Genomic DNA, 20,584 nt, shown 5'->3' on the forward strand with positions numbered 1-20,584 from the left:
GCAAATAATTTCAGCGGTAAGCTGCGATGCGGATCTTGTCCGGCTCCGCCGCGATCTCGACAGGCAGCAACTCTGCCAGCGATCGCGCAAAAGCCTCTGGATCGCCGACCCGATAGACGCCGCTCAGACGCAGGGCGCCTGCCTGCGGGTCGGCAATAACCAGTTCACGGCGGCTGTAGCGGTTCATCTCCGCCACTGCCTGCGCCACGGTTTCATCGCGGAATGCCAGTCGCCCGCTCTGCCATGCCAGCAGGTCATCGATCTCGGGCTGGTCCAGCTTGTCCTGCCGTCCAGGTCCCATGGCAATGCGGTGCCCTGCTGCCAGTTCGACACTGCCATTGCCTGACCGCACCTGCGCGCTTCCCTGGACCGCAGTGACAAGTACGACATCGTCGTCCCGGCGCAAGTCAAGCCGGCCCGCTGGCGCGATCGCACTTCTCTCGCCCGCCTCGATAACGAAGGGGCGCACATCCCTTGCGATCTCGACATCGACGCGGCCCGATGCCAGCGACAGCAGGCGCCGCGAGGAATTGGCGGTGAACCGCACCTGTGTGTTCGTGTCGAGCATGATGCGGGTGTTGTCATCAAGCACAAAGCGACGCTGTTCACCGACCCCGGTCTCGTACACGCCCGCGTGGGCCTGCTGCCAGCCCAGACCCAACCCGCAAGTCAGGATCAATCCGGCCCCGCCAGCCATGACCGCGCGCCGGGACACGCCCTCCGGTGGCCGAGGCGGCGCAGGCCGGGGGTCATCACGAAGACCGCCAACTGCGTCCCAGATCGTGGACGCATTTTCGAAGGCCGGGGCGTGTGACGGATCGGCCTTCAGCCACGCATGAAACGCCGCTTCGTCTCGAACGGAGCGGTCATCTGCGTGCAGTCGAGCCAGCCAGTCCGCCGCCTGCCGGTTCTTATTCTCCGGCTTGCTGCGGAAGATCACGTCACCAATTCTCCATCCAGTCGGCCAGATACGCCATTGCCCTGGCAATATGCTTTTCGACGGCGCTTTGGCTGATACCGAGTTCCTCGGCAATTTCACGATATTTCCGACCGTCCAGACGATACATCAAGAAAATCTGTCGGGTGCGCGGGCTCAGTGCTTCCACTCCCACGCGCAGACGCCCGAGCCGTTCACGAGCGATCAGGACTTCGTCCTGTAATGGATGTTCGTCTGCAACGGTAGACACGTCCGGATCCCAGACAAGAGTTTCCCCCGCCCGTCGCTCACGGCGGTAGGCATCTATGCCGCGGTTGGTCGCGGCACGGGCAAGCAGCGCATCGGCATTCTGCACCACGGCCCGGCCGGTGGCGACGTTAACCCAGGCATCGTGAAGCAGATCCTCGGCGTCGTCACGCCGCGTCATGCGTGCAACCTGATTTCGCAATCGCGCCCAGCTGAACGCTGACCCCGGAGCGTACTTCGATGCTTTCGAGAACTCCATCCGGGCCATTTAGAAAGGCGAAAATGCGGTTTAATGACAAATTCAAGTCCGAAACATGACGCTTCAGTGCAACTGCGCGGGAACCAATTGCGCGACGTCCGGTAAATGGGCCTGATGATGCTATCCCTCGGTGCCGGAGCATCTCGCCAACCGCAGAGTGCCACAAATGCCTCAACTTTACCTTCCGCCGCGCTGAACAGGTGTGGCTGTTCCGGCTGACGAACAGGACTTCGCCCTGCCGGTAAAGGGCATTATCGAGGCTAACAAGGATGAGACCTTGGGTCAGCTCGCCGGCGCAGGCGTCAGGATCTTCAGCGTGTAGGAGGGATGCCGCAGGCCTCCCGAAGCCCGTGCTGGCCATCGATAAATGAAACTGAGCGCACAGATGCGCCCAGCTGGTCCATCAGTTCTAATTGGCTTCGACGTATACGGAAGGACCCGGGCTTTCGACACGGGCGGGTGAAAGGAGCTTGCCAGTGTCGGTATCGTAGCGGAACACTTCCGCGATATCGTCAGTCGTGACCATGATGGCACCGAGCCGCATGTCATCGCGAACGGTAATTTGCCTCGCCGGCTGACCGGGACATTGCACGGTGGCACCGCTTGCAAAGCCGAATTGACCCAAGGGCCCGATCCGACATGGCCGTTCTCCAGCGCGGCCCAGATCCAATGCGCCATCGGGCGTGATGGTATGGGTGTACACGCCGCGTCCGTCCGGTCCGACCGATGTGAAAGCCTGTCCCCGCCCGAAAGTGCGCTGTCCCGCGCCGAGCCCTTTCACCCCGGCGACGGTGTGTGTCAGCAGCCCGTCGGGGCCGATATAGAAGTGCCCGATCTGCGTGCCGGTGTTCTGCGGCCATCGCAGGTGCATGTGCATGTGAGGCGGCGAGTCCATGTGGCCATGCGGCGTGTTCGTATCGAACCCCATGATCTGGATTCGCCCCAGACCGCCGCGCTCTACGTACGCGCCGAGGCCCAGTTCGCGCACGACCTCGCGTTGCGCAAACTCCAGCACGTTGGCGGCATCGCGCTGGACCGTCGGCATCGGGCCAGAGGCATAATCGCCCGAGCGGCGCGCAGGGTCGGCATGCTCGAAGCGCAGCACCATGCCGGGCTCCACGATGTGCGTGGCGAATTCGGCCGCAGTGATTGCATCGCTGGTCAGCGGCGCAAGCTGCACAACACCATGCCCCTGTCCAACGTGAAACGGTATGTCCCCGCCCTCGACGATCACCCGGCGCACGTTGTCGCCGGGGGTATCGAAGGCCAGCTCCAGCGAGCGGCTTCGCGGTACGTTCAGAGCAATCACCGTTTCGCGGGGGTTGTTAGCGGAATAATAGGGCGTCCCGTCCAGCGAGCACGCGCGGCACGATGCGGGATCGAACCGTGCCGCAAAGGCCGCACCGTCGGTACGCTTCACGAATTTGAGTACCACCTTGACGGTATCGGCCGGATCGGTCGCCAGTGCCGGGGCGGCGAGCATGGTGCCCGCCGCCGCCAGAATTACCGCAAGTCTGCGCATCACTGGCCCGGCTTCCACGAAATGCCCAGCCAGAAGGTGCGACCGACCGGGAAGTAGTAGTTGACGTAGTTGCGGCCTACGCCCTGGCGGACGACGAACGGCTCCTTAGTCAGGTTCTGGACCTGGCCCACCAGTTCGATGCCGTGGCTCATCGCATAGCGTGCCTGGACATCGATCTGCTGGCGCGGCGCCTGATACAGATCCCGCGTTGGCGTATCGGCATCGACCGACTGCACCGCGCGGCCGATCCGGTTGTACGAGACGCGCGCCTCGAACGGGCCAGTGCCATAGAACACCGTGGCGTTGGCGATATAATCCGGCTGCTGGATCAGGCCGCTGGTCTTGCGGACCGACGCCGAACCAGCGTTGACCGCAGCCGTGCTCATCGGCTGGTCGAAAGAACCGTCGAGCAGGGTCAGGTTGGCATTGAAGCCCAGGCCCTTCACGAACGGCAGGTTGTCCTGCGTATAACTCAGTTCCAGCCCCTTCACCCGTGCTTTCGACGCGTTGCGCGCGGTGCTGATGTAGACCGTTTCATAGGTCACGCCGTCCACGGTCGTCGCCGGGCCCTGCTGCGAGCTGGTGAATATCTCGTTCTTGATGTCCTTCGCGAAGGCGGCGACGGAGAACATCCCCCCGCGCCCCATGTACCATTCGTAGGACAGGTCGTAATTCCAGGCCTCGCGCGGTTTCAGGCTGGGGTTGCCGGTGCTGATCGACAGCGTGCCGTCGGTGCCCACGTTGTAGGAGGTACGGGCAGCGTACTGGCTGTAATCCGGGCGGCCGATGGTCTTGGAAACGCCGGCACGAATGCGCATCGCATCGTTCAACTGGTACGTTGCCAAAGCCGAAGGCAGGAAGAAGTCGTATTCCGAACGGCGGCGCGCGCCCTGGTAGACCGCTGATCCCGGGACGATCTCGTTGGTATCCACGCGCAGGTTCGTGGCATCGTAGCGCACGCCCGCCTGCACGTTGAAGCGGTCGGTGCGTAGCAGCGCCTGGACGTAGCCGGCTTTCACAGCCTCAAGATCGGTGAAGTCGTCCGCCGCATTGTTGGCGGTCTGGTTCGTGGCGACGAACTGGCTGCGGTTGGCATCGAACACGTCCCACGCCGCTTCGCGGTTGATGAGGAGATAAGGCACGCCCGGCGTTTCGTAGGTCGATGGCATCTTGTCATAGATGATGCCTGCCATCGAGCCGATCACGCCTTGCGCTGCTGTGCTGGCCGCCGCCCATTCCTGGTAGCGCTGGTCGTAGCTCAGCTTGGTGCGCGTGATCGCTCCGCCCACGTTGATGCGGAAGCCCAGATCGTAGGCCCCGCTGTTGAAGCCCAGATTGAGCTTGGCGTAATCGACCGTCGAATCCTCGTCGCGGTTGATGTTGCGGTAGTACTGCGCAACTTAGCTGTTCGGATCGGCTGCGGCCGCAACATCGTTCAGGGTAAGCCTGGGGCGTCCATCGACGATCGTGTAGCTGTAGCCGTAGGCCGGAGCGTTGGTACTCGCGGTGCTGCCCGGCCTCACGCCCGAGCCGTATTTGATCATCTGCCGGTTTTCGCGGTACTGCGCCTTCGAATGCGCCATGGTGCCATCGAGCACCAGGCCGCTACCCAGATCATAGCGCCCCTTCGCATCGATCAGATACGTGTCACGCTTCACCGGCTGATAGGTCAGGCCCTGCTGGATATTGCCCGAGGCGAAGCTGCCACTGGTGGCGGTGACATTCGTGGGCCGGCCAGAGGGGCTGGTCAGCGATTCGTATCGGGTTTCAGTATCCTTGTCGTGATAGTAACCGCCGAACAGCGAGAACTGCGCGCGATCGGACGGGCGCCACTCAAGCTTCAGGTTGCCGCTCAACCGGGTGCGCATGTTCTCGAAGAAGTAATCCTGGTTGCGCACCGGCACCAGCAGGCCAGTCGAAAGCTGCGGGAACGGGGTCGCGGCGCCGGCGGCTGTATAGTATGACCAGCCATTGCCGACATCGTTGCCGGGCAATTCGGCCCGTGCCGTGGACGGCAGGCGCTGGTATTCGACCGATGCGACGATGCCGAACTGGTCTTCCGATCCGAAGACCTTCGAGCCAGTCGCATCGGCGCGGATCGAGGGGCTGCCCTTGCGGATCAGCTTTCCGGCCGTGTCATTGTAGCCGCCCGATGCGTTGGCGACGAAGAAGTTCTTGCCGCTCTGGTCGAAAGCGCTCTTCGACACGATGTTGATCTGGCCGCCCAGTGCATGGGGATCGTACTGCGCCGTCACGGTCTTGATAGCATCGATCCGCGAAACCAGCGAAGACGGCAGCATGTCCAGGCGAGCGCCACGGAAGATCCAGTCAGGCGATGCCAGCGGCACGTCGTCGATCGTCACCAGATTGTACTTGGGATCGAGGCCGCGGATCGTCGCGCGCTGATAGATGTCGCGGTTCTTGGTTGCATCTGCGCCGCCGACCACGGAAACGCCGGTGATGCGGCGGCTGGCCTCGACGATGTTTAGGTCCGGAAGGCGTCCGACGTCATCCTGCGCCACGGAATCCATGATGACGGCCGCGTTGCGCTTGGCTTTTACCGCCGACTGCTGCGATGCGCGGAAGCCGGTGACGACGATGTCGTTCGCCGGCGCTTCCCCGCTCTCCGTCGTCGATTGCACCTCATCCTGCGCCAGCGCGGCACCGGACATCAGCATCGTTCCGGCCATCCATGCGCCAACCAGCGCCGATCGATTAAATTTCATGGTCGTTCTTGCCCCTGCGAGTCGAGATGGGAGCGCATATATATCGTGGTGTACTGAACGCAGTGCCCGCAAGCCCCGCAACGCAGATAAGCATCAGGGCCTGTCTATAGTCGAGCGAACCGGCTTCGATCACCTCATCGCCATTGATGGCGGTTGTCGGCACGGCGTCGAGGTCGGGCTGGATGGCGGCGCCGATCCATGCCAAGGCGGCGGTGATTGCCGCCGCCACCAGGAACTGAGAACGGCGGTGGAATACTCGGCCACGGTAGCGGCGGGATAGGTCCGCTGCGGGCGGCGTAAAAGTCGTCCACCTTGAAGCCTTTCTGCTTGGCAGGGAGGACTGGGGATTTTCAGCGTGGAACTCTATCTGAAGGTACGTCTGGCTTGTGCGGAAGGGCTGAGCCAGCGGAGCGCTGCAAAGCGTTTCAATGTGTCGCGCGACACGGTGCGCAAGATGTTGTCTTACTCGTCGCCACCGGGTTACCGGCGCCAGACGACGCCTGCCCGTCCAAAGCTGGACGGGTTCATCGCGACCATCGATGGCTGGCTTGATGGGGACCGTGGCGTTCCGCGCAAGCAGCACCATACGGCGAAGCGGGTTTTCGACCGCCTGCGCCAAGAGCATGGGTTCACCGGCGGCTATACGATCATCAAGGATTACATCCGGGAGCGAGAGCAGCGCAGCCGGGAGATGTTCGTGCCGCTGGCCCACCCGGCGGGCGACGCGCAGGCCGATTTCGGGGAAGCGTTGGTGGAGATTGGCGGGGTTACGCAGAAGGCGCACTTCTTCGTGCTGGATCTGCCGCACAGTGACGGGTGCTACGTCCGGGCGTATCCGGCTGCCGTGGCCGAAGCCTGGGTCGATGGTCACGTCCATGCTTTCGCCTTTTTCGGCGCGGTGCCCCGCTCAATCGTCTACGATAACGACCGCTGCCTGGTGGCGAAGATCCTGCCCGACGGTACGCGCAAGCGCGCATCGCTGTTCAGCGGGTTCCTGTCTCATTACCTGATCCGCGATCGCTACGCGCGCCCAGGCAAGGGGAACGAGAAAGGCAATGTGGAAGGGCTGGTCGGCTATTGCCGGCGCAACTTCATGGTGCCGATCCCGAAGTTTGAGACATGGGAGGCGTTCAACCTGTGGCTCGAGGAGCAGTGCCGCAAACGCCAGAGCGACAAGCTGCGCGGGGAGAGCGAGACGATCGGCGAACGCCTGGTGCGTGATCTGGCCGCGATGCAGCCCCTTCCAGCTTCGCCCTTCGAGGCTTGCGACCAGACCAGCGGACGTGTCTCGTCACAGTCCCTGGTGCGTTACAAGACCAACGACTATTCGGTGCCGGTGGCTTGGGGGCATCAGGAAGTCTGGGTCCGGGGTTATGTCGATGAGGTGGTGATCGGCTGCCGCAGCGAGGTCATCGCCCGGCATCCTCGTTGCTGGCAGCGCGAGGAGGTCATCTTCCAAGCACTCCATTATCTCCCGCTGATCGAGCAAAAGATCAATGCGCTGGATCAGGCAGCGCCGCTACAGGGATGGCAATTACCCGAAGCGTTCGAGACGCTGCGCCGATTGATGGAAGCGCGCATGCACAAGCACGGCAAGCGCGAGTATGTGCAGGTGCTGCGCCTGCTGGAGAGCTTCGATATCGCCGATCTCCAGGCGGCCGTTGAGCACGCCGTTGATCTGGGCGCCATCAGCTTCGATGCCGTCAAGCACCTGGTCCTGTGCCGGGTGGAGCGTATACCGCCCAAGCTGGACCTGGACATCTATCCGTTCCTCCCCAGGGCAAAGGTCGAGAAGACTATTGCCAGAGCCTATCTGACCCTGTTGTCTGACGGGCAGAAGGCAGCATGAGCGGCCAGCCTCCCGAGATCCTGCTCGCCCACCATCTCAAGGCGCTCAAGCTGCCCACCTGCCTTCGTGAGCATGAGAAGCTGGCCCGGCAATGCGCCGCCGAAGGCGTCGACCATATCCGCTTCCTCGCCCGGCTCATCGAGATGGAGATGATCGACAGGGAGCGTCGCATGGTGGAGCGGCGCATCAAGGCGGCGCGCTTCCCCGCCGTCAAAAGCCTCGACAGCTTCGACTTCACCGCCATCCCCAGGCTCAACAAAATGCAGGTGCTCGAGATGGCGCGATGCGAATGGATCGAGCGCCGTGAGAACGGCATCGCTCTGGGTCCATCGGGCACGGGCAAAACGCATATCGCTATTGGGCTCGGATTGGCAGCATGCCAGAAGGGGCTGTCCGTCGGCTTCACCACTGCGGCCGCCCTGGTCAGCGAGATGATGGAGGCCCGTGACGAGCGACGCCTCCTGCGCTTCCAGAAACAGATGGCGGGATACAAGCTGCTCATCATCGACGAACTAGGCTTCGTGCCACTCTCCAAAACCGGCGCTGAATTGCTGTTCGAGCTGATCTCACAGCGCTACGAACGCGGCTCGACTTTCATCACCAGCAACCTGCCCTTTGAAGAATGGACCGAGACCTTCGGATCCGAGCGTCTTACCGGCGCGCTGCTGGACCGGCTGACCCATCACGTCAGCATTCTGGAGATGAATGGCGAGAGCTACCGCCTCGCCCATAGCCGCGCCCGCAAGTCCAAAACCAACCCCTGAAAATCAGGCCAACGCCCGGGGGAGTGGCCCTCGGGCTACGCCCTCACGCCACTCCCCCGGGCGCGCGCCACAATGGCCTACTTTTACTCCGCCCCGTGGCCGACTTTTGCGCCGCCGTTGACATCCGCCTTTCTCCAAAAGCCGAAGGGGCGACCGCGCACGACCACGTGGCTGGGTATCGAACATGGCTTTGGTATTCGGCACTACGCGACCGGCAGGAACGTCTACATCGTCCAGACCCGCATGGCGGGGCGCGTTGCCACAATCACCATCGGCCCCACTTCCGTCATCACCAAGCACCAGGCAGCGATGGTCGCCCGTCGCGTGCTCGCTTATGCTCAGGTTGGTGCCGATCCCGCTGCCGAGCGCAAGCGCATCCGCACGGCTCCGCGTTTCGATGACTTTCTCGATGAATTCTGGCGCCGCTGGGCGCCGCGCTGGAAGCCTTCGACCTACCATACGCAAGGCGTTTATCGTGAACACTACCTCGACGGTGCATTCCCCGGGATTTTCATCGACGCCCTGAATGAAGCAGATGTTACCAGTTGGTTTGCCGATATCAACAACCGCATCGGCCCGGGCGGCGCCAACCGCGTCATGTCGATTCTCAGCAGCATGATGAACCGCGCTGAGGCTTGGGGATACCGGCTGGAAAACACCAACCCCTGCCGGGCCGTCCGACCGAACAAAAAGCGCCGGAACGAACGGTTCTTGAGCAAGGCAGAACTGGCGCGTATCGGCGTGGTGCTGACCGAGAAGCGAGAAGGTGATCATGCCGTCAGATCAATCGCCGCTACGGCTATCACATTGATCCTGCTGACAGGTTGCCGGGTCGGCGAGATCATGGGCCTGCAATGGGGCGATGTCCGGGGAAATCGGCTCAAGTTGCGCGATAGCAAGACCGGCCCGCGGGTTGTCTGGCTGGGCGATGAGGCTCGCGCGCTAATCGACGCACTGCCAAGGAATTCCAAGGTGCCCTGGCTGTTCTGGAATCAGAAGCGGCGCAAGCGCTTGCGGTTCGTGGATTATTATTGGCGGGAGTTTCAGGCACTGGCAGGACTGCGAAAAGTCAGGCTACACGATCTACGGCACACGTTCGCAAGCCACGCCGCCATGAGCAAGGAGACGTTGCCCATGATCGGGCGCCTGCTCGGGCACAGCAATCCGCAGTCTACGTCTCGCTACGCCCATCTTGATGACGAGCATTTGCTCGATGCAGCAGAGCAGATCGGCACTGCCATCGAGCGGATGCTGAACTAAACGCTCGTCTCACTGTTCAGCGATATCGACGATGGCTGGCTTCATGGCCGTGGGGATCTTCAGGTGATAGCGGGCATAGCGTCTTTCGCCGATCCTCTCCAAAGCACCAAGTTCGACAAGGTCGGCCAGGTCACGTGTCGCCGTTGCTGAAGCGGCATCTGTGATCGTCCGATAGTTTTGCGCGCTGAGACCCCCGGCGAAGCCGTCCAGCCCTTCAGCCATCATGCGAATGAGCGCCTTTTCCTGGCGGGGATTGATCTTGCCTTTCAAGCGATCGAGCAGACGGGTCTTTTCGATCAGGAAGTTGATGGTCTCGATGGTGCGGCCCTGGGCCTCCAGAACGATATCGGAAAACCAGGACATCCAAGGATCGACCTGGTTGCTCTGACTGGCGCGCTGCAATTCAGCGTAATAGGCTTTCTTGCGGCGGTGGATTGTGGCAGCGAGCGCCGTCAGCGTCGGCGCCTCCAGGCTTTGTGCCAGAGCCTTTTCCGCGATCGCGCGACCGAGGCGGCCGTTGCCGTCTTCAAACGGATGGATCGTCTCGAACCACAGGTGCGCAATCGCCGCGCGCGTGATGGCTGGCAGCGGGGCTTTGCCACGCGGAGAGCTATCATTGAACCACGTGACGAACCGCGCCATTTCTGCCGGCACCCTATCAGACGGAGGCGCCTCGAAATGAACGCGCGGCGCGTACAATACGCCCGACACGATCTGCATAGGATCCGCGTGGGTACGATAGGCGCCGATGTCCGCGAGATCGCGGCGGCCATTCATCAGCATCCTGTGCCAATCGAACAGCAGATTATCGGTGAGCGGTTCCGCGTAGCGACGATAGAGGTCCGCCATGAGCTCTGCGGCGCCCGCTTCCGCAGGATTCGAGCGGCGCTTGTCCGCGACAAAGCCAAGTTGACGGGCAATGGACGATTGCACGCTGGCTCGGTCCAGAACCTCTCCTTCGATGGCCGAACTTTCCACCATTTCCTGAGAGATCAGCTCAATCACTAGCCCTTGACGGGCATCTCCATCGAGATGGTGCATGGTGCCGACTACGACTCCGGAGCCTCTCAGGAATCGCTCCTCGACTGCTCGCAGGCAAGTGGGGTCGAAGCCAAAATTTGGCCAGTCTATGAGTTGCCAGTTCCACCGCATGATCGATGCAATACCTTTCTATCGATCACTATATGGCACTTTTTATGATTTATGAAAGGCGGGTTAATCAATCGTGGCATCATGACCGAGCTTAACCGACCGCTACGGCGGAAATTCGTGACGGTCGACTTCGCAACATCGCAGCGTCGAAGCCTTGCACGCAGGGGTCGTGTCCCGCGGGGTGGTGTAGGAAGGTTTCCCTGAGAGGGTGGCCACCGTCGATCTTCTGGTAGGGTTCGGATGCGAACTCGAACCTGGAGAAGAAGACGATGACCGAGGACAGAATGGCCCTTGTCGAGCTGATTGAGCAAGGGGCTGATAGCGATTTGGTGCGTGAGATGCTGGCTTTCGCCGCGGAGCGCATGATGGATCTGGAGATCGAGGCGAAGACGGGCGTGCCTTGCGGATCACGCAGCCCGGAGCGGCTGAACCACCGCAACGGCTACCGCGAGCGCGGTTGGGATACGCGAGCTGGCCGGATTGATCTGGCAATCCCGAAGCTGCGCAAAGGCAGTTACTTCCCGAGCTTCCTGGAGCCACGCCGCACTGCCGAGAAGGCCTTGGCGGCAGTGATCCAGGAAGCCTACGTCCACGGCGTTTCGACCCGTTCGGTCGACGATCTGGTCAAGGCTATGGGCGCCAGCGGTGTGTCAAAGAGCCAGGTCAGCCGTTTGGTTGCCGAGATAGACGAGCGGGTGAATGCCTTCCTTACGCGGCCCATTGAAGGTGAGTGGCCCTATCTATGGATCGACGCCACCTACCTCAAAGAGCGCGAGGGCGGACGGATTGTCTCGACGGCGGCGATAATCGCGGTGGGCGTCAACACCGATGGCCGGCGCGAGGTTCTGGGCGTAGCCACCGGCCCGTCGGAAGCCGAACCCTTCTGGAAAGCCTTCCTGCGCTCGCTGGCGGATCGCGGCCTGCGAGGTGTGAAGCTGGTCATCTCCGACGATCACAAAGGGCTGCGCGCCGCGGCCAGCAAGGTATTTGCCGCAACCCAGCAGCGCTGTCGGGTGCACTGGATGCGCAACGCGTTTGCCCATGCCGCGCCGAAACAACGACCCGCTGTCATTGCTATGATCAAGACCATCTTCGCGCAGGAAACGGCCGAGGCAGCGCACCAGCAGTGGGACCAAGTTGCTGATGCCCTGCGCGAGAAGTTTCCAAAGCTGGCCGACATGATGGACGCATCACGCGAAGACGTGCTCGCCTACATGGCCTTCCCCAAGGATCATTGGGCGCAGATCGCGTCCACCAACTCGCTGGAAAGGGTCAACAAGGAGATCAAGCGAAGGGCCGACGTGATCGGCATATTCCCGAATGACGCTGCCGTCGTTCGTCTCGTCGGAGCGCTCATGCTGGAGCAGAACGATGAGTGGGCGGTATCGCGCCGCTACATGACACTGGAAACTCTCGGCTCGGTGAGCCATAACCCTATTGTCAGCTTGCCAGCACTGGCCGCCTGACCTGAACCTGATCCTGCCGTAAATCGACGGTTCCTACACCACCCCGCGGGACACGACCCTACAAAACGCTGCATTCAGCCGCCTACATTGGGCACCTCAGCGGCCAACGATGCCTAGAAAATCGGCGCAGCCTGCCTTTGTCGCCCAGTAAATCCAAGCACGCTGGAGTTCGGGAGCGTCTGGCGAAACGCTGGCGATCTTGCTGATCTCACCTTCAGAAAGAGCGACGACCGGGCCAAGCTTCAGGGCTTCGATCAAGACCTTCGCATTCAACCGAAGGTAAATTGCCATGCGCAGGACTTCGATCAAATTGCGGCCAGCAGCTGCGAAACCATGTCCGCGCATTAATACCACGTGGTCCTCGCCGAGGGTCTTCGCCAGGTCTCTACCCATCTGAATATCGCCAACGAGGAGATTGGTATCTCCATATCGTGTGCGGCTGTCCCAGGTGGACACGTGGGAGCCAACCACGCCGGAGTTCTGGATGACAGGCTGCATCGGCGTCTTGGAGATGGTGAACGGGAGCACTTCTGCAGCATGGGCGTGAACGACGGCGTTCACATCGGGGCGCGCAGCGTAGATCGCCGCATGGATAAATCGTTCGATATAGAACGGACCGGTTGCGGGATCGACGGGCGTGCCATCCAGATTGAACTGGACGATGTCAACTGGCTCGACCTGTTCCGGGCTGCGCGACCTAGAAAGCAGGAAACGCTGAGGATCATTTGGATGCCGCATGCTGACATGGCCGTACGCATCGACAACGTCTTGGTTCGCGAGGATCCGATTGGCAATGACTACATCCAGTATCGCACGGTCGATCGCCATCACCGGCTTGGAGCCCTGTGCCATCAGCGCACGCGGCGCGAGGCTCATGGCCGCAGCGGCAAGGATCGCAGCAATTGCGGTCCGACGACCGGCGACTGGTTTTTCGTTCGGCGTCATCCTTGTTCCCCTACTTGGCCGTGGCGAGGTAAGCGACAACATCTTGGCGGTCTTGTGCGTTGCCCATGCCCGGGAAAGGCATCCTATTACCCGGCACCGTTCGCCGGGGTGCCTGGAGGAAGGCGTCCAGCGTAGCATTATCCCAATTCACGCCCGATGCCTTCATCGCTGGGGAGTAGCCGTAGCCTGCCAGCGCCCCGGCTTTCCTGCCGTAGATGCCACGCAGGCTGGGCCCGATCTTGGCGGTTCCATCAAGCGAGTGACAAACAGCACACTGCGTAAAGACCTGGCGTCCTCGTTGTATATTCCCTTTAGTTTGCGCAACCGCAATCGGCGCAATGGCGAAGGTCAGGCCGAGCCCGACTCGGATTATTTTGGTTTTCATGAACTCTCCTCCCCGCCCAGTTGACATAACAAATGACATATAGTCAATATATTGACATTATCGGCAGATGTTGTCAGTCGACATTTCTGGCGCTGAGGGAAATCGGGAAACGGCGGCCTCTCCCTAGTTTGTTGCCGAATGGAAAGTCTCGGCGGCAAGAGCGCGCTTTGCCACGACTTTGCCACAACCAGCCTCGCGGAATATCATCAATACATTGACTATATTCCGCGTCTATGCCAAGTCCTGCCTCAGTAAAAAGAGATGACGAGGTTGGGAGAGAAATGGACGACACGAATAATCTCGGGCGTCGGAGATTCATCAAGGCATCAGTCCTAGCGGGGATTGCGATCCCCTCCCTGCCGGCTGCTGCCCAAGGCCAAACCGTATCTGGGCCGCAGAAGGTCATGCCACCAAATGCCGAAGCAGCCGCCGTGGAACATGGCACGTTCACGAGAGATGCAGGCGAGCCGCACCTCATACATAACCCGGGTTCTGACTTTATGGTCGACCTCCTAAAGGCGACAGGCACCCGCTACGTCGCTGCGATGGCCGGTGCCACCTTTCGCGGGTTGCACGAGTCGATCGTCAACTATGGCGGCAACAAATCTCCCGAGCTGATTGTTTGCGTGCACGAGGAAATATCGGCAGCGATTGCTCATGGCTATGCCAAGGTCGCCAATGAGCCCATGGCCTGCCTGGTACATAGCACCGTAGGGCTACTGCACGCATCAATGGCAATCTATAACGCCTGGTGCGACAGGGCACCGATGATGGTGATTGCGGGCAACGGACTGGACGCGACCAAACGCCGGCCAGGTGTCGAATGGGTTCATACCGCGCAGGACCTCGGCGCATTCGTTCGCGAATATGTCAAATATGACGACACGCCTATCAGCCTCCAGCATTATGCTGAATCTTTCATGCGCGCGCACGAGCTCTCCATGACGCCGCCCTATGAGCCGGTGATGATCGTCGCCGACTCCGAACTACAGGAAGAAGCGGTCGCGGCTGGCGCGCAACTCAACATCCCGGCGCGCGCACCGGTTTATCCCCCCACCGCGTCACCCAGTGCCATGGATCGCACTGCCGACATTCTCCTTGCCGCCGATTTCCCTCTGATCGTCGCCGACCGCGCGGCGCGTTCTCAAAGTGGTGTCGATCTTATCGTTGAACTCGCAGAACTTCTAAATGCGCCGGTGATCGACCGGGCCGGGCGCTTTAACATGCCCACCACCCATTATCTGTGCCAGACAGGGCTGCAGGGCACCCTGCTGCGCCAGGCTGATGCCATCCTCGCGCTCGAGCTCACCGACCTTTGGGGCACAATCAACACGGTGCCGGACATCGTCGAGCGTCCGTCCCGTCGCGTCGCGCGACCCGACGCCAAGGTCATTCATATCACCGCCAGCTATGGCTACGTGCGGTCCGTGGTGCAGGATGCCCAGCGATATTTCGCAGCGGACGTTGCCGTTGACGCCGATGCCGAGGCAAGCCTTCCATCGCTGATCGCGTCCGTGCGCCGCAAGCTGTCCACCCAGAAAAGCGAAGCCATCGCCGCGAAAAAGGCGAAGCTTGAGGCCAGTTATGCGGACATGCGCGCAAGCGACGCTGCTGCAGCGACCATCGGCTGGGATGCTTCCCCGATCAGCACGGCCCGGCTCTCGATGGAGATCTGGGATCAGATCAAGGACCTCGACTGGGGCTTGGTGTCCAATCATGCGTTCATAAGTTCCTGGCCCCAGCGCCTATGGGACTTCACCAAATATCACCAGTATATCGGGGGAGAGGGTGGCTATGGCGTTGGCTATGGCGCACCGGCGGCAGTCGGCGCCGCCCTAGCTCACAGAGACGCCGGGCGCATCGCGGTGGCCATCCAATGCGACGGGGATCTCATGATGCTGCCGGGTACCTTGTGGACGGCGGCTCACCATCGGGTTCCGCTCCTGATGGTGATGCACAACAACCGCTCCTGGCATCAGGAAACAATGCACCTCAAGCGCATGGCGGGGCGTCGCGATCGCGATCCCCATTCCTGGCCCATCGGAACGACGATGACAAATCCGGAAATTGATTTTGCCAAGATTGCCCAAGGAATGGGGGTCCATGCCGAGGGGCCCATTTCCAAGCCCGAGCATCTCAAAGGCGCGCTCGCAAGGGCGCTTTCGGTGGTGCGAAGCGGCCGCCCGGCTCTCATTGATACCATAACGCAGGTGAGGTGAACGATGCATCGCTATTTGCTCGCAAGCTCGCTTGGGTTGTTTTCCCTTGCTTTCCTTCTTAGCGCCAGTGCAGCCCAGCCTAACGAACAATCCGCCAATGACCTGACGGCGCCTTACGAGACACGAGACCCCGGTCAGACACTCTATGTTCGCCAAGGCTGTTACCAGTGCCACGGGCTGGCTGGACAAGGCTCGATCATGTCAGGCCCCAGCCTGCTGCCCCTGCGGATCGATAGCATGGCCTTCAGCAATTATGTGCGCAATCCCAAAGGCAACATGCCGCCCTATACTACCAATTCCCTACCTGACTCAGACCTCGGAAAGATCGAGAACTTCATTCGATCATTACCGAGACCCCGACCCTACCAATCCATCCCGGCACTCGCTAGGTTGGGATCGCCTAGTGTTAGACCCGCCGGAGGAGCGGCGCTACCCGACGGACGGGCGCTGTATCAGCATAATTGCGCCGCATGTCACGGGGTCGCGCGCGAGGGCGGCATAGCCCCTCCTCTCGTCGACGAGCATGAACGGCGCGACGCATCCGCGGTCATCGCACTCATCGTCAACCCGCCCAGCGGTATGCCGAAGCTCAGCCCCGATCCACTGGGCGATCGAGAGGTCGAAGCAATCGCGCGCTTTGTCACGACGCCCGCTGCGCCGTAAATTATTATCAATAGATTGATGATCAATGCATTGATCACTTGGGTTTGAATGGGTATGCCCGGGCCGACCGCGCGAACACAGCGGCAGACATAGGGGAGAGATCATGAAAGATATCCGTTATACGTTAAGCACATCGCTATTCGCTCTGGCTTGTGCGCTCAGCCCGTCAGCACACGCCCAGACAGGTGCTCCGGTTCCATCAGTGGCAGCGCCGCAGACAGCGCAGGATGTTGAAAAAACGGGCCTCAATGATATCGTGGTGACGGCACGAAAGACATCCGAGAGCATCCAGCGAGCGCCCGCCTCTATCGTCGCAGTCGGCGGCGAAGAGCTACAGTCGCGTGGCATCACCGACGCCGTATCGCTCGCCAAGATCCTGCCGAGCGCCAACCTTCGGACGCAAGGCCCTGTCACCCAAGTCTACATTCGCGGCATCGGGACGCGCAGCGACCTTCCCAACTTCCAGGCGGCCTCGGCCCTGCTCTTGAACGGCGTCATTGTCCAGCGCTACGGGACCTTTGGCCTGACCTACGACTTGGACCGGGTGGAATCGATCGCTGGACCGCAGGGAACTCTCTACGGCGGCTCAGCAGCTGGCGGCGCGATCAACCTCTACTCCGATCTCCCCGATGACGATTTCTCCGGGAATGTTCAGGCTGCCTATGGCAACTACAATTCGGTCCAGGTTACGGGCGGCCAGAACCTCGCGGTGTCCGATGGGCTGAGCTTCAGGATCGCCGGCGACTACAAACGCCGTGATTCTTTCTACGGCAATGGCATGAACGCGCAAAACAACTGGAGCGGCCGGGTCTCCGCACTGATCAAACCGAGCGACAATATCCGTGCCCACATCTTCTATCAGCACGGTCACGATACGGGCAAGCCGATCACTAACCTTGTCACGAATCCGCCGGCGGATCCGGACCATCCTTTCCGCTTGCCCGCCGTCGGTGCCGCTGGAAACCCTCTGAACGGTCGGGAAACATACCAGGACAACCGCAACGACATCCTGGGAGCCAATATCACGCTGGACGTAGGCAACTCGACCTTCACATACATCCCTGCGTACGTGGACTTCAAGGCCGAGTATCTTTACTTCAGTGGACCTGTCGGTAACAAGCTATACGTCTACGATCGCGAAAAGCAGTTGTCACAGGAATTGCGTTGGAACGGAAGCGCTGGGCCTGTCAAGTTGACTGCCGGTCTCTTCTATCTGCGTAACAAGACCGACTTCACTGACACGCAATATCGTTACACTTCCCCGACGACCTTCAACCAAGTCTTGCTGAACATTACAGACCAGACCAATACCAGCTACGCCGCATTTGCCCAAGCTGTCGTCTCGGTGACCGATGCGCTGAGGCTGACGGCGGGCGCGCGTTACTCCCGTGACAAAATCGAGGCCACTGGCACCGGCGCAGGCGGCGTCCGGATCGGCTTCAACCATGCGCACTCGCGTCCCGACTACAAGGTGGGTGTTGACTATGACGTGGCAGACCACGTGCTGGTCTATGCCAACCTGCAATCGGGATATATCGGCTTTGGCTATAATCCGGACGTTGGGCCCACGGCCACCAATCCGCAGAACCCTATCGTCCCGGAATCGAAACTGACCGCCATCTCAGGGGGCCTCAAATCCCGCTTCCTGGACAACCGCTTCGAGCTTAATGTCGAAGGTTTCCATTATCTCTACAAGAATTTCCAGGCCATCCAGTTCGTAAGCGCGACCGGCCTGTCGACCGTCCTCAATGCCGACAAGTCGACCATCTATGGGGTGGATGTAAACCTGCGTGCACGCATCACGCCGACATTGTCGTTCAACGGCGCTATTGTGCTTCAACATGCCCGTTACAACGATTTCGCGGGTGTCGGGTATGATTTCAGCGGCAACCACATGATCAATGCGCCCGACGTCAACTTCCAGGCTGGCATCGAAAAGCGCGTCGATCTGGAAAGTGGCGCGACCATCACGGGGCGCGTCGATACCCAATATGAAAATGGCCACTACGGCGCCTTCAACAACCTGCCGACGCAGCGGCAGAAGTCATTCCATCGCACGGACGCCTCCATCACTTTCGCTCCTGCAGGCGATCGCTGGAACATCCAATTCTACGTCCGGAATATCGAGGATGCGACTGTCTTTACGACTATCAACGGTGGATCCCCGACAACGCCGGCAAGCGGCGGGCTCGAACCGCCCCGGACCTTCGGAGGACGGCTGTCCTTCAAGTGGTAGCCGTTGGCAACCAACGAACTGGAACCGGGATGAGCAGGAGGCCAGCAGGCTTCCTGCTCATCCTCGTCCGGGAAGCCGCAACGACGCGGTTTGAAAAGCGCGTTGACAGCACAGGTCGAAAAATATAGTCAATACATTGACTATCTAGCCCTTTATCAGCGGGCAATAAGCGAGGCGAGGATGACCACGAACAACACGCACAAACCTGCGGCCTTTGACGGCTACTATCGCAAGCAGGTCGATACCCCTGACATGATGCTCTGCAGCGTCGGACGTGGGACCCCGGGGGGCGAGTATCTGCGGCGTTTCTGGCAACCGGTTGCGTATCTGAGCGAACTTGGCGAGCTCCCGCTACGCGTGCGTGCGCTTGGAGAAGATCTCGTAGCGTTCAGGGATGGTGCCGGGGACGTCGGCGTGCTTCACCTGCACTGCTGCCATCGCAACACCTCGCTCGAATTTGGGGTCGTCGAGAAGCGAGGGATCCGCTGCTGCTATCACGGGCGCCTTTTCGCTCCTGACGGCACATTGCTCGAAATACCGGGGGATCCCAACGCAGCGCGGCTCATGTGCGAGGTATCCCAGGGTGGCTACCCGGTGCACGTCTTTGCCGGCATCGTCTTTACCTACATGGGCCCGCCGGACCGGATTCCCGCCTTTCCCATGCTCGACAGGTTCGAGATACCGGGCGTTGAGCTGGTCCCGGGCGTGCGCTTCGAGCTGGAATGCAACTGGGTACAGATCAAGGAAAACGTCGTTGATCCGCACCACACCAACATTCTGCATGTGATCCCGCAGAGGCGTGGCGTCGAGCACTTTGCGGACGAGTTCGAGCATTTCCCGGAACTGACATTCATGGAAACGCCCGCAGGGGCGATGTATCTTGCGGCACGACGCTCCGGAGACAATGTCTGGGTCCGCTCGGCGGAATTCTTCGGGCCCAACATTCACTGCATAAGCTCGATCTTCGAGGCCGGCGCCGCCCCGAAGGCCGCAACGCCGCCGTTCATGACCTTCTGGACGCTTCCTGTCGACGACGAAAAGAGCATCAATTTCTACCTGAGCCACGTGGCTTCGGAGGAGACGATGCCGTTCGACAAGCGACGCGCGCTCGAGATCTTCGGCCAACGCGATGATCGCCCCTACGCAGAGCGGCAATACCTGCCAGGTGATCATGAAGCGCAGGTCGGGCAAGGTCCGATCAACGTCATGGCGCTTGAACATCTCGGAACGCATGACCGCGGCATTGTGATGTTCCGCAGGTTTGTGCGCCAAGGCATCAAGGCGGTGGCCGAAGGGAAGGATCCCAAAGGCTTTTATCTGTCGAGCGAGGATCTGCCGCCCACCTATGCGAATGACCGCATCTTCCCGGTCGACGAGATAGGAGGTTCGCCGAATGATCCCACCGTCCTTGTCCGGTTGGCCGAACAGGTAGGCCGCGCCTATCTGGAGCAGCCGCCGATGCCCACTCTCAAGACCATGCGCTCCACTGAGGCCGAGGCTTCCTCATGACCCTGGAAGCCCCACACATGAACTGGGTGGCAACGATACCGGTAGAAGATGTCGATGACGAGTTTCCGTCGATGGTCGTGGCCGGAGATGTCGAGATGGTCGTTTGCCGTTCGGATGACGGAATCTTCGCACTCGGAAACATATGCTCGCACGCTTATGCAAGGCTGTCGGACGGCCATACCTGCGACAATGAGGTCTTCTGCCCACTCCACATGGGCAGTTTCGACATCCGTACCGGGCAGGCCATCGCCTCCCCATGCTACGAGCCGGTGGCCTCCTACCCGGTCAAGATCGAGGACGGGATGGTATACATCTGCCCGGTAGCCAAACACCCTTAATTCATAAATGCGTTGACTATTTTACAAGAGTGGCGGGAGTTCGGTTGACATCGTCTCCCGCCAACTCGTAACGCTTTCGACGGTGCTTTTGGTCGGGTAGGAGCCTTC

General features: G+C 60.7%; 18 protein-coding genes. 9 read left to right on the top strand and 9 right to left on the bottom strand.

Annotation, left to right across the window (positions count from 1 at the left end):
- Positions 1-10 precede the first annotated feature (10 nt).
- The 6 genes from TQ38_RS19545 to TQ38_RS19575 all read right to left on the bottom strand — a co-directional run bounded on the left by TQ38_RS19545 (position 11) and on the right by TQ38_RS19575 (position 5,919).
- Positions 11-940, bottom strand: a complete 930-nt coding sequence (locus TQ38_RS19545; RefSeq protein WP_052505748.1) for a FecR domain-containing protein — start codon at positions 938-940, stop codon at positions 11-13.
- A gap of 1 nt (position 941) precedes the next feature.
- On the bottom strand, positions 942-1,451 hold the full coding sequence (locus tag TQ38_RS19550; RefSeq protein ID WP_043975809.1) for an RNA polymerase sigma factor: 510 nt from the start codon (positions 1,449-1,451) through the stop codon (positions 942-944).
- 400 nt (positions 1,452-1,851) lie between these two features.
- The gene (locus TQ38_RS19560; protein ID WP_162792311.1) at positions 1,852-2,967 is read right to left on the bottom strand and encodes a hypothetical protein; all 1,116 of its coding nucleotides are present in this window, start codon (positions 2,965-2,967) and stop codon (positions 1,852-1,854) included.
- The gene (locus TQ38_RS19565) at positions 2,964-4,343 is read right to left on the bottom strand and encodes a TonB-dependent receptor (RefSeq protein WP_082057703.1); all 1,380 of its coding nucleotides are present in this window, start codon (positions 4,341-4,343) and stop codon (positions 2,964-2,966) included. The genes TQ38_RS19560 and TQ38_RS19565 overlap by 4 nt, the downstream gene beginning before the upstream one ends.
- A gap of 21 nt (positions 4,344-4,364) precedes the next feature.
- Positions 4,365-5,690 (bottom strand): TonB-dependent receptor plug domain-containing protein, encoded by a 1,326-nt coding sequence (locus tag TQ38_RS19570; protein WP_082057704.1) that lies wholly within the window; start codon positions 5,688-5,690, stop codon positions 4,365-4,367.
- Positions 5,680-5,919: a hypothetical protein gene (locus TQ38_RS19575; protein WP_043975816.1), complete on the bottom strand. Its 240-nt coding sequence runs from the start codon at positions 5,917-5,919 to the stop codon at positions 5,680-5,682. Before TQ38_RS19575 ends, TQ38_RS19570 begins: the two co-directional genes overlap by 11 nt.
- Before the next feature lie 126 nt (positions 5,920-6,045).
- On the opposite strand from TQ38_RS19575, the gene istA reads away from it, so the two are divergent.
- The 3 genes from istA (at position 6,046) to TQ38_RS19590 (ending at position 9,563) form a co-directional block, all read left to right on the top strand.
- Positions 6,046-7,539 carry an IS21 family transposase gene (gene istA, locus TQ38_RS19580; RefSeq protein ID WP_082057705.1) on the top strand — a complete coding sequence of 498 codons (1,494 nt, stop codon included), beginning with the start codon at positions 6,046-6,048 and terminating at the stop codon, positions 7,537-7,539.
- Complete coding sequence (gene istB / locus TQ38_RS19585; protein WP_043975819.1) at positions 7,536-8,303, top strand: IS21-like element ISSsp5 family helper ATPase IstB; 768 nt, start codon at positions 7,536-7,538, stop codon at positions 8,301-8,303. The genes istA and istB overlap by 4 nt, the downstream gene beginning before the upstream one ends.
- Before the next feature lie 72 nt (positions 8,304-8,375).
- On the top strand, positions 8,376-9,563 hold the full coding sequence (locus tag TQ38_RS19590; protein WP_052506028.1) for a tyrosine-type recombinase/integrase: 1,188 nt from the start codon (positions 8,376-8,378) through the stop codon (positions 9,561-9,563).
- 9 nt (positions 9,564-9,572) lie between these two features.
- On the opposite strand, the gene TQ38_RS19595 is transcribed toward TQ38_RS19590, so the two are convergent.
- Entirely contained in the window at positions 9,573-10,715 is a 1,143-nt protein-coding gene (locus tag TQ38_RS19595; RefSeq protein ID WP_043980673.1) for a Fic family protein, read from the bottom strand.
- 269 nt (positions 10,716-10,984) lie between these two features.
- Between TQ38_RS19595 and TQ38_RS19600 the strand changes: the two genes are divergently transcribed.
- Positions 10,985-12,181 carry an IS256 family transposase gene (locus tag TQ38_RS19600; protein WP_113942003.1) on the top strand — a complete coding sequence of 399 codons (1,197 nt, stop codon included), beginning with the start codon at positions 10,985-10,987 and terminating at the stop codon, positions 12,179-12,181.
- Between the two features lie 96 nt (positions 12,182-12,277).
- On the opposite strand, the gene TQ38_RS19605 is transcribed toward TQ38_RS19600, so the two are convergent.
- Together TQ38_RS19605 and TQ38_RS19610 are read right to left on the bottom strand one after the other, a co-directional pair.
- The gene (locus TQ38_RS19605) at positions 12,278-13,126 is read right to left on the bottom strand and encodes a class II aldolase/adducin family protein (protein ID WP_052506002.1); all 849 of its coding nucleotides are present in this window, start codon (positions 13,124-13,126) and stop codon (positions 12,278-12,280) included.
- 10 nt (positions 13,127-13,136) lie between these two features.
- On the bottom strand, positions 13,137-13,511 hold the full coding sequence (locus TQ38_RS19610; RefSeq protein ID WP_043979985.1) for a cytochrome c family protein: 375 nt from the start codon (positions 13,509-13,511) through the stop codon (positions 13,137-13,139).
- 281 nt (positions 13,512-13,792) lie between these two features.
- On the opposite strand from TQ38_RS19610, the gene TQ38_RS19615 reads away from it, so the two are divergent.
- From TQ38_RS19615 to TQ38_RS19635, 5 genes are all read left to right on the top strand, one after another.
- Positions 13,793-15,730, top strand: a complete 1,938-nt coding sequence (locus TQ38_RS19615; RefSeq protein WP_082057961.1) for a thiamine pyrophosphate-binding protein — start codon at positions 13,793-13,795, stop codon at positions 15,728-15,730.
- Between the two features lie 3 nt (positions 15,731-15,733).
- Positions 15,734-16,393 (top strand): c-type cytochrome, encoded by a 660-nt coding sequence (locus TQ38_RS31485; protein ID WP_082057962.1) that lies wholly within the window; start codon positions 15,734-15,736, stop codon positions 16,391-16,393.
- Between the two features lie 103 nt (positions 16,394-16,496).
- A complete protein-coding gene (locus TQ38_RS19625) occupies positions 16,497-18,629 on the top strand; it encodes a TonB-dependent receptor (RefSeq protein WP_082057963.1) in 2,133 nt (710 codons plus the stop codon).
- A 180-nt stretch (positions 18,630-18,809) separates the two neighbouring features.
- Positions 18,810-20,138 (top strand): Rieske 2Fe-2S domain-containing protein, encoded by a 1,329-nt coding sequence (locus tag TQ38_RS19630; RefSeq protein WP_052506004.1) that lies wholly within the window; start codon positions 18,810-18,812, stop codon positions 20,136-20,138.
- A complete protein-coding gene (locus TQ38_RS19635; RefSeq protein ID WP_082057964.1) occupies positions 20,135-20,476 on the top strand; it encodes a non-heme iron oxygenase ferredoxin subunit in 342 nt (113 codons plus the stop codon). Before TQ38_RS19630 ends, TQ38_RS19635 begins: the two co-directional genes overlap by 4 nt.
- Positions 20,477-20,584: the final 108 nt, after the last annotated feature.

Origin of the sequence: Novosphingobium sp. P6W (assembly GCF_000876675.2) — a bacterium.
Classification (GTDB): domain Bacteria; phylum Pseudomonadota; class Alphaproteobacteria; order Sphingomonadales; family Sphingomonadaceae; genus Novosphingobium.